At 44.6% G+C, this 9,461-nt stretch carries 9 protein-coding genes and 1 pseudogene; 2 read left to right on the top strand and 8 right to left on the bottom strand.

The features are described from left to right. Positions 1-48 precede the first annotated feature (48 nt). Complete coding sequence (locus tag FYJ57_RS12140) at positions 49-678, top strand: TetR/AcrR family transcriptional regulator (protein WP_022172777.1); 630 nt, start codon at positions 49-51, stop codon at positions 676-678. 244 nt (positions 679-922) lie between these two features. Here FYJ57_RS12140 and FYJ57_RS12145 read toward each other — a convergent pair whose 3' ends face one another. The 3 genes from FYJ57_RS12145 to FYJ57_RS12155 form a co-directional block, all read right to left on the bottom strand. Then, the gene (locus FYJ57_RS12145) at positions 923-1,402 is read right to left on the bottom strand and encodes a hypothetical protein (RefSeq protein WP_118576915.1); all 480 of its coding nucleotides are present in this window, start codon (positions 1,400-1,402) and stop codon (positions 923-925) included. Between the two features lie 10 nt (positions 1,403-1,412). After that, complete coding sequence (locus tag FYJ57_RS12150) at positions 1,413-2,210, bottom strand: hypothetical protein (protein WP_154432843.1); 798 nt, start codon at positions 2,208-2,210, stop codon at positions 1,413-1,415. Positions 2,211-2,292: 82 nt separating this feature from the next. Further along, on the bottom strand, positions 2,293-2,823 hold the full coding sequence (locus FYJ57_RS12155) for an RNA polymerase sigma factor (protein ID WP_205839978.1): 531 nt from the start codon (positions 2,821-2,823) through the stop codon (positions 2,293-2,295). A 188-nt stretch (positions 2,824-3,011) separates the two neighbouring features. On the opposite strand from FYJ57_RS12155, the gene FYJ57_RS16365 reads away from it, so the two are divergent. Beyond that, the gene (locus FYJ57_RS16365; RefSeq protein WP_328597485.1) at positions 3,012-3,239 is read left to right on the top strand and encodes a DUF6783 domain-containing protein; all 228 of its coding nucleotides are present in this window, start codon (positions 3,012-3,014) and stop codon (positions 3,237-3,239) included. Here the strand turns inward: FYJ57_RS16365 and FYJ57_RS16585 are convergent. The 5 genes and pseudogenes from FYJ57_RS16585 to FYJ57_RS12175 all read right to left on the bottom strand — a co-directional run. Beyond that, a pseudogene (locus FYJ57_RS16585) lies at positions 3,138-3,383 on the bottom strand (hypothetical protein); the annotation flags it as partial. The gene FYJ57_RS16365 and the pseudogene FYJ57_RS16585 sit on opposite strands and share 102 nt — an antisense overlap. A gap of 18 nt (positions 3,384-3,401) precedes the next feature. Next, positions 3,402-4,979, bottom strand: coding sequence for a hypothetical protein (locus tag FYJ57_RS12160; RefSeq protein ID WP_154432845.1), 1,578 nt, complete (start codon positions 4,977-4,979; stop codon positions 3,402-3,404). Positions 4,980-5,208: 229 nt separating this feature from the next. Then, positions 5,209-6,561, bottom strand: a complete 1,353-nt coding sequence (locus FYJ57_RS12165) for a M17 family metallopeptidase (protein ID WP_154432846.1) — start codon at positions 6,559-6,561, stop codon at positions 5,209-5,211. A gap of 80 nt (positions 6,562-6,641) precedes the next feature. Continuing rightward, on the bottom strand, positions 6,642-8,000 hold the full coding sequence (locus FYJ57_RS12170; RefSeq protein WP_154432847.1) for a family 4 glycosyl hydrolase: 1,359 nt from the start codon (positions 7,998-8,000) through the stop codon (positions 6,642-6,644). A gap of 22 nt (positions 8,001-8,022) precedes the next feature. After that, positions 8,023-8,976, bottom strand: a complete 954-nt coding sequence (locus FYJ57_RS12175) for a carbohydrate kinase family protein (RefSeq protein WP_117526033.1) — start codon at positions 8,974-8,976, stop codon at positions 8,023-8,025. Between the last annotated feature and the right edge of the window lie 485 nt (positions 8,977-9,461).

The raw sequence follows: 9,461 nt of genomic DNA on the forward strand, positions 1-9,461 counted from the left end.
TTTCCTTATAATATGGGAAACAACGACAGGAAGGGGGCTGATCCCGGTATGAGAAAAGTCGATCACAACAAACAGCAAAAAAGGGAATCCCTGCTGGATTCCGCTTTCTCTCTCTTTATAGACAATGGATTCAATAAAACTTCCATTGCAGATATTGTTAAAAATGCAGGCGTGGCAAAAGGAACGTTTTACCTTTATTTCAAAGATAAATACGATATCCGCAATCACCTGATTGCCCACAAGGCAAGCCAGGTGTTTCAGACTTCTTATCTGGCATTGCAAAAGCACACAGAAATCACGGATTTTGAAGATCAGGTGATCTTTATTATGGATGATATTTTAGATCAGCTGGCAAACAATCTGAATCTGGTACGCCTCTTATCCAAACATCTGAGCTGGGGATTTTTCAAAAACTCACTGTTCTTCACACCGAGCGAAGATACTCCATCCATTCATACTATCTATGATAGCATGCTTCAAAATGCCAATCATACCTACCACTCTCCGGAGCTTATGATGTACATGATTCTCGAACTGGTCAGTGGAACCAGCTACAATTCGATCCTTTACCAGCAGCCGGTAGGTCTTGAAGAACTCAAGCCACAGCTGCACCAGGCAGTACGCGGAATCTTCAATCAATACCGGGCAGATGAAATTACAGACATTCCTGAAACTTAAAAAATGTGGCGAAGCCCCCGTAAGGGAATCTCTTCGCCACATTTTCATATTCAAAGTATTGTCTGGACAGGAAGTCAAAAACAGCCATCACAGGGAACTTCAGCGGATGCGGTTGCCTCTTGTTCCTCTGCAATGACTGAAACCCTTACTTTTTGGAAGATAAATTGTTGGAGAGTAAGGGTATAAAACCACCTTCTCATCAGATCGATGAATTCTGATGGAAGGGGATTTTACCGAATGTTATTTACAAACTAATGCTTGAACTATATCCAACTAATGATTCAGAATAACCATTATAGCCAGTTGCTTGAGCATTTGCTTTGCACCGATATTTTCCAGAAGATAAACCAGATATAGAATAGCTCTTATGTGTATTACTTACATCATATGATGTGGAGGTGGCTGATGCCACATCAACCCATTTACTTCCATTCCATTTTTGTAGTATATATGTAACTTTTATAGATTTTACTGTTTGTGCGCAAACCGCTTGCGCCCGGATACTAACCTTCGTAGAACTAAGTTTAACTATTGATGTATATACATTAGATAGATACAGTGTTAAAGGTACAACATCCATACCCTCTCCAATCGGCATATTTTCATCACTAATTTCTACCATTTCATATTGCACTTCTGTGTCATCATTTTCTCCTGCAAAAATAATGGTTCCCTGACTCATTATTAATATACAACTTAATAGCATTGCTATATATTTTTTCATATTTCTCTCCTTATTTGTAGTCAATACTTTCAATAATTTTTTCAAATTCATCAATATTTAAATTGCTGACCAAAAACAATGTTGATTTATCATGTACTACATTACAATTTAAACTGCCCTCATGGGCACTATAATATATTGGTACTGTTTGCTGAAGACTTTCAATATAAACTTGTTTCTCCGCTTGCTTTTCATCAACTGCCCCACTTCCTGTATCTTCTATTTGCATTTGTTGATTTACATAAACGTATTTTTCATTCCATTCAATACGATAATTAATATTTCTATGGACTTTACTATATGTTGCATCTTTGATGAAATACTCTTTCCCCAAATTCTCATTAATGCTAAATAATGGGGCTTTTATTTTCTCTTTCATTTCAACATTTAATTGTTCTAAATCATTACAAGTAAAGAAAATTTCATCATCCTCCGCAAAAATTTCTTTTTGATTTTCATCAGAGTTTCCATATAGTGAATACTTATATCTATCGCCTTCTATTTCTGTTTCATGAATTTTCCCAATATCATCCGCCTGAACCACCGATGTAAACTCCAGATGCGTTCCTATATGTACTGCACTGATTGTAAGAATCACGGCTGCACATGCTCCTGCGAGAATTCGTCTTTTTATGTGTTCTTTTCGGCATTCTTTTTGGTAGATGCGTTCGAAGTCTCCATTCCATTCTTCCGGTATCTGATATTGGGACAGCCCTTTGTCGCGTTCCAGTTCTTTCAAAATTTCAGGAAGATGTTCTTTGATTTGCTTGTATTCCGGACTGTCATATATTTTATCTCTTTTCTTCATCGAATATCCTTTCTCCGGTCTCTGGCGAGAGCCGTCTCACGGTGAAGTGAATAACATCATCCGAATACATGGTGCTGATAGATTACCGACGTTTCTTCCTGAATATCCCAAGACTTTCTTCGATCTTTCTGCGCAGCCGGCTTCGTCTGCATTTGAAAGCGTTCGAGACTTCCCCGGTTGTATCAGAAAAATACTCGATTGCCAGAATTCTCCGCTCTTCCTCTGTCAGTCCTTCTACCAGTTCCATTGCAATCATTCTTGCGATCACTATGTCCTGCACAGAACAGACTTCCTGCTGTTCCCGTAAAGCAAGGCCAATCTTTTCTCCCAGTTCTTCTGTTCTTTTCCTGAAACGGTAGTAATCAATTACCTTGGTCTGAGTCACCCTGATCAGCCAGGCAAACTGACCCTCATCGCCTTTATCATATAATTTGTCGATTGCATTCAATAATGATGTCCACACCTCCTGTAGGATATCACGAATGTCTTCTTCTGGCAAATCCGGAAAATGTTTTTTCACGTACCAATACATAAACTGCCTATATTTTACGTAAAGCTCCTGGCATCGATCATGGTCCCTCCTATCCACGATACCACCTCCTTCGTTATTCATAGTTCCTCTTCCTGTTTCCTCTTTGTTTATGGCTTCATAATACACAACTTTCTTACATTTTTCAATAGTTTTTATTAATTTTATACAATTTTTTCTTGTTTTATTGTGCATTTTTGTATCACTTTGTCTATATTTGTCGTTTTTGCATATTTATATATTGCATTTTATCAGAAAGTACTTTCCTGTAAGTGAGACAAAACTCGTTTCGAAAACGATGTACTAGAGCGTGTCTGAAAAAGGCTTTTCGTGAGCTGCGAGTCTCAGTTTGTGGGAGATTTTATCCGAATGAGGGCGGCGTAGCGGGCTACGGCAACCGAATGAGGGTAAAATATACCGCAAAGTGGGGCTTGCAGATTGCGGAAATGATTTTCCAGACACGCTCTAGGGACATTCTCGCGCCAGTGGCGCTTGTTTAGCAACGGCCGGAGTGAAACGTAGATTGCTTGCGACATCTGCCTTGTACGCCGCAGTGCGCATCCTCGCGGGGCGTTTCTTACGTTACAGGACAGCAATTTCCCGTAACGTGAAAAACAGATGACAGATACCGTTTTTGTCGACATCTGTCACCCGTTTTGTTTTTATTCAAACATCTCTATTGTCACCTTGTTACTGATGAACTGATAGCGGAACCGTACCACGGTGTTATCTTTCCGGGTAGTGAAATATGCCTTATTCGACGAACCGCTCCTTGGATAGCCATCTGCCTGATAGGTGGCAGACAACGTTCCATACGTGGAAATAGAATAATCGTAGGTTCCCGCAAACGGAATGACCACCGATAAGGTATACGTATTATCACCAATATAATACATTCTGGTCAGCTCACTGTTGGAGTCATTCTTTACCGCTCCCACATGAGACTGAAAACTTCCGTAAACAACAATTTTTTCCGGGAGTTTCATTCCGGTTTCTTCATCACAGACATTTTCTGCTCCATAGCGGATCAGCATCTCCGGATTGGCTGCCTTCTCCCGCAGCGTGTGGCCGGTCGCCCATAGGCGTTTTGCAGTCTCTTCCTGATCGAATCCCATCGGGCAGGCTACGCTCTTCGTGTTGATCTGATAGAAATCCTGTGCATCCATCTGACCGTTATCTGCGCGCTTCATGGACACTTCCGCGTTGTGGATCATCCGGCGGAACGGCAGTTCGAAATATGCATTGGGATTATTGATTTCGGTCCACTTGTAGGTATATTCCAGAAAATGATTCCGGCCTTCCTCCGGCTGGTTGGCAAACCAGGCGATCTGGTCGTATCCCCACCAGTCTCTCCAGGCCAGTTCTTCTCTCGGTATATTTTCCCGGTCATCAACGACCAGTCCACCCCAGTTGTCGTATTCCATCAGGTATGGCATAGTTTTCGCGGACCATCCATTTGGATTCTCTCCACCTTCGCTGTAGCCCTCGCGCACCAGTACCAGCTCTTCTCCCGGCACTTCCAGAAGCGGCATACGGGTAAATGGCATTGCATGATAATCAAACAGCAATTTTCCACGGATATTTACCCCATGGGTATGTGCATCCAGCAGTATCTTGTGACGTCTTCCATGAATTTTCGCATACTTGCGGATCATACCGAACAGTTCTGTTGTTTTTGCCATTCCTTTATCGTTCGCGGTATACAGGTGCACCTGCCCCATATGGAGTGCCTCATAGCCACAGTCGATGTATCGGGTTGCCCGGTAATAAAACCACAGTCTTGCTTCCTGCCGGGACAGATCCGGAATCCCCCCGTCTTTTGCCGGATCCTCTCTCCTGCTGGTAAATCCGCTGGATTCGTCTGTAAACAACGCATCATCCAGGCAAAAACACCGGTGTTCCGGTTCCATACCAAATGCTTCAAACACATAGTCCGGGATCTCTACTGTCTCCATACGGCGTGTGATCCACTCAAAGACGCAGGACTGCAGGATCACTTCCGGATCCTGGGCATGCACTTTATCTGCCAGTTCCTTTGACAACCGAAAATGCTCTTCGTCATCCATCGTCATATACCAGATACCTGATGCTCTTCCAAGAAATTTCACACCCATCTCCCGGATCGCACGCAGATCATCTTCCAGTGTTTTGCTTTCATATAAACCTGCTGCCGTCACACTCCGGGACAGGTAATTTTCCAGAACTTCTCTGGAGATATTGCCATCAAATGTAAAATTCATCGTTTTTCACCCGTAACATTTCCTCTCTGTGAAACGCTACTTCCCTTCTCTCCTGTTTTCGTAACTTCTACGTCCGTGTATTGCTATCCGGTACATTGTTTCGTAAATAACTGTATCATTCACGCAGGATACGGATTCGAGTGTGCAGTTCAAAAAACGCAGGCGTAGCGATCTACGCTGAGGCTTTTTAAATTGTGCAATCGGATTCGCAGACAAATGAATGATACGGTTATTTCGAAAACGATGTACCAGTACTCGTCAGATAAGCCGCCAGGGTACTCATACACGCCCCGCTGGCTCCCTCTGCCATCTCATCGGTTTCTTTGCGTACCACGGACGGTCCCACCATATCGAGATGGATCCACTGTGTTCCATCTTCCACAAAATTTTCCAGGAAACATGCCGCCACGCTGGCACCTGCCCCTTTCCCCGGGGCATAATTGGCAAAGTCCGCACAGATCGACCATTCGATCATCTTATGGTAGATCGGTCCCATCGGCAGCTGCCAGTAATATTCTCCGGTCTGCTCCGCTGTTTCTTCCCAGATGCGAAGCGCTTCCCGCTCATTGCCAAACAGCGCAACCACCTGATCTCCCAGGGCGCTCTGTGCCGAATACGTCAGGGTGGCAAGGTCGATCACGGTGCGCGCCCCCATACGCTGCGCAAACGTGATACCGTCACACAATACCAGCCGTCCTTCCGCATCGGTGTTGTAGACTTCCACGGTCTTTCCTGCCAGCGTCGTGATCACATCACCCATCTTTACCGCATCCGGGCTGATCACATTTTCTGCGAGCATCAGCACTGCCATCACATTTTTTTCGACTTTCTGTATAGCAAGATACTCCAGCATCTCCAGCATTTCCGCTGCCCCGCACATATCGTACTTCATGCCGTTCATGCCATCGACAGACTTCAGATGATACCCCCCGGCATCAAACATCAGTCCTTTTCCGACCAGTGAGGTCCAGTCTGCCCCCGGTGCGCCCTCATAGCGAAGCACTACCATGGCAGCCTCTCTCCGGCTTCCCTGATTGACTGCTAAAAGAGCGCCGCATCCAAGTTCTTCCAGCTTCTGATCTCCATAAATTTCACAGTCGATTCCAAGCTCCTGCGCCAGCGTCTGTGCATACGATGCTAAATCTTCAGTATGTAAGTAATTGTTCGGCAGATTTCCAAGAGTTCTCGCATGTCCTTTACAACGTCCCAATAATTCCCCACGCTCCAGCGCTGCTATTTCCTGCGCCGAGCCTTCCAATACAAATGTATAACAGGTATCTCCATAATCACACAGTGAATCCCTGTTTTCGTATACTTTCTGTTTTCCCAGCATCTTCACTCCGTTCCGGGAAAACTGATATGCACCATCGTACAGGCTGCACACCCCATTGCACAGCATCTGTATCCATTCCTTTTCGGAAAATCCTTCTTTTTTTACCACGATCCAGCAGTCACCGCCCCGTTTTTTCCCAAGTTTCCGGAAGTTTTCCGGTGTCGCCCTTCCTTTCTCCAAGAAAACTTCTGCCTGCTGTTCTTCTGCCTGATTCGTCCATCGGATCTTCATCTTATCCACACCCCACATACTTTTCCCCTGTATATTTACACAATTTCCCGGTTATACAGGGGAAACCTTGATTGCCTTATTATTTTATCACTCAGATATCAGTGAAAGATTCCCCCATAAACCTCGTCATATTTATCTACCAGCTGTTTTGCCAGCGAATACGAATTTACCAGCGGATGTAACATCAGCGCCTGTACAGCGGTTTCTTTGGACTGATTTTTGACTGCCTCTACGGTCAGTTTTTCGTACATTTTGATCAGACGGATCAACAGATAGCAATGTTCCGGTACTTCTTCAACTCTGACCGGATGGATGCCGTCTTTGGATACCAGACAGGTAGTCTCGATCACATCTTCATCTGCCAGTCCCGGGATGCTTCCGTTATTTTCTACGGACAGTACCAGATATTTTCCTTTTTCACTCTGCATACCTTCGATGCAGTCCAGCATAACCCCTGCATATCCCATACCGTCCGGTACTTCCAGCTGGCCTTTTTCCAGCAGCGGACGTTTTGCCAGACCGGACTCGATGCTCATGTAGGAATTCTCACGAACCTGCATATAATACAGGAAGATCTGCAGTGCGCCTTCCGGATCGGCATCGATATCCATATGCTTCAGTTCGTCCATCATCTGAATATTAACGTTCTCGATGGTCTTTCCTCTGGTTGCACCTGATTTTTGGATATTTTCCAGTGCTTTTTCTCTGTGATAGTAGTAGTACAGATATTCATTCGGCAGGAATCCGATGGAACGGAGCAGTTCCGGATCGAACATGGAGAATTCCTGTACCCCCTGTAAAAATGCATCGTCCGCCAGCAGTTCCGGTAAGATTTCCTCGCCTTTTTTCTTTACGCTGCGGATCCAGGACAGGTGGTTTAATCCGAAGAATTCTACATACAGATCGTCTTCTTCCACCCCCAGATCGTGTGCCATGCGGAACTTGGTGCTGCTTGGAGCATCACAGATACCGATGATCTTGTCGTATCCGGCGCTTCGCAGTGCCTGTGTTACCAGACCGGACGGATTGGTAAAGTTGAAGATCCATGCATCCGGTGCATATTTTTTGATCAGTTCACAATATTCCATCAGAACCGGAATGGTACGAACTGCCATGGAGAATCCGCCGACACCGGTTGTCTCCTGTCCGATCACGCCAAGATCCAGAGCGATTGTTTCATCTACAACACGGGAATGGTCTCCGCCGACACGCAATGTGGTTACGATATAATCTGCTCCAGTGATGGCTTCCACCGGATCGGATACCGCCCATACTTTCAGTTCTTCGTGGTTTCTCTCCACTACATGTTTACATAACTTTTCAATGATTCTCTGTTTTTCTTCCTGGATATCGTAGAGTACGACTTCGTCAATGTGAAGTTTTTTATATCTTTTTAAAAGTCCGTTGATAAAAATTACGGTACGTACACCTGCTCCTCCGATAACTGCAATTTTCATAACCTTTTCCTCCTTGTTGTCTCTATTTGTTTCTCTCAATAGTTTCCTGGTTTTTGATAAATGTTTCCAGCTTCTCCTCTGTCGGAAATCCGGTATTGCCACCCAGCGCGGTTACGGAGAGTGCTCCGCACCCATTTCCGCATTTCAGGCATTCTTCCATGGATTTTCCTCTCAGGAATCCGTAGACAAATCCCGCATTAAAGGAATCTCCGGCTCCTGTGGTGTCCACGGCTTCCACTATGTACGGTGCGGCCTGATACAACCTGCCGTCTTTCACTGCGATGGAACCTTTTTTGCCCATCTTGATAACCGCCATACCTGCAGTCCGGGCAAATTCCCGTGCAGCTTCCTCAGCACTTTCTTTTCTTCCGTAGTGTTCTGCTTCTGTCTCATTCATAAACAGCACATCAATATACGGGAAGAGATCCCGGATCTCCGGTTTCCACTCGCCGGTGGAATCCCAGCCGACATCAAAGGAAACCGTTGCCTGTGTCTCTGCCTTGATCTTCTTTAACAGTTCCAGATATTCGTTATGATTGATGGAACCTGCATAGCCGGTCACGTGGATATGTGCGGCTTCTTTTACTTTTTCTACATCTACATTGACAATACTGATCTTTTCGTTGGTCCCCCGATAGGTCAGAAAGGAGCGGTCTTTTTCATTGGTAAAGCTCAGTGAGATTCCCGTTTTTAACTCCTTACTTATCACAAGCAAAGAATCATCTACATGGCTTTCCCGAAATTTGTTCCGGATCAGTTCGCCGTAACAGTCATCTCCCACCTCTCCCTGAAAGACCGGGTGAAGTCCCAGCTTGCCGACTCCCAGGGTAAATAATGCGGCGCCGCCGCCGACAAATGTTTCCATCACGGAAACTTCGTCTTCCTGTCCCGGTTCCGGAAATTTTTCCACTCCCGGGATCACGATATCAATGTTGACATCGCCGTATACATAAACATCCCACTTTTTCGCGTTCATACCTTCTCCCTCTCTCGTGTGCCCGGATTTTCTGTCACTTCCGCAGCCCGTTTTGTTCATTGTATCATAATTCTGCAGCACCATGTGGTGTATTTTTTTATACTTCTCTCTTTTTTCTCTATAAAATCTGCTTTTTTGACTTTTCTCAGAAACAGTAATTTTCAACCTTATTTTTTTCACAGAAAAAGGTTCCCCGCATCGCTCATAGATTCATCTCTATATAAATGCTGAACGAGGCAAAGAACCTTTTGATATTTAACTTGTAACTAAGTCATAACCACCACTTCAAGTGGTGGTTTGTTGTTGACCCTATAAGGGTCCTATGCCTGCACGCCTAAAAGGCGGATGCCTCAAGCATTCATACCGGCTTGCCTCTGAAAGAGGCTTACCGTCGTGTATCTTCTCTTTTAGATTCTTCTTTTTGCTGCTGTATATATTCTTTTACAGCTTCTTCTGTAATATTGCCTACTGTCGCTACATAATAT

It is taken from the genome of Oliverpabstia intestinalis (assembly GCF_009696065.1).
GTDB classification, from domain to species: Bacteria; Bacillota; Clostridia; order Lachnospirales; family Lachnospiraceae; genus Oliverpabstia; species Oliverpabstia intestinalis.

Bases quoted from the DNA above. Each gene is read 5' to 3' on its own strand.
- FYJ57_RS12165 (WP_154432846.1), bottom strand. From the start codon at position 6,561: ATGTGGGGTGTGGATAAGATGAAGATCCGATGGACGAATCAGGCAGAA.
- FYJ57_RS12150 (WP_154432843.1), bottom strand. From the start codon at position 2,210: ATGAAGAAAAGAGATAAAATATATGACAGTCCGGAATACAAGCAAATC.
- FYJ57_RS12140 (WP_022172777.1), top strand. From the start codon at position 49: ATGAGAAAAGTCGATCACAACAAACAGCAAAAAAGGGAATCCCTGCTG.
- FYJ57_RS12155 (WP_205839978.1), bottom strand. From the start codon at position 2,823: ATGAATAACGAAGGAGGTGGTATCGTGGATAGGAGGGACCATGATCGA.
- FYJ57_RS12145 (WP_118576915.1), bottom strand. From the start codon at position 1,402: ATGAAAAAATATATAGCAATGCTATTAAGTTGTATATTAATAATGAGT.
- FYJ57_RS12170 (WP_154432847.1), bottom strand. From the start codon at position 8,000: ATGAAAATTGCAGTTATCGGAGGAGCAGGTGTACGTACCGTAATTTTT.
- FYJ57_RS12175 (WP_117526033.1), bottom strand. From the start codon at position 8,976: ATGAACGCGAAAAAGTGGGATGTTTATGTATACGGCGATGTCAACATT.
- FYJ57_RS12160 (WP_154432845.1), bottom strand. From the start codon at position 4,979: ATGAATTTTACATTTGATGGCAATATCTCCAGAGAAGTTCTGGAAAAT.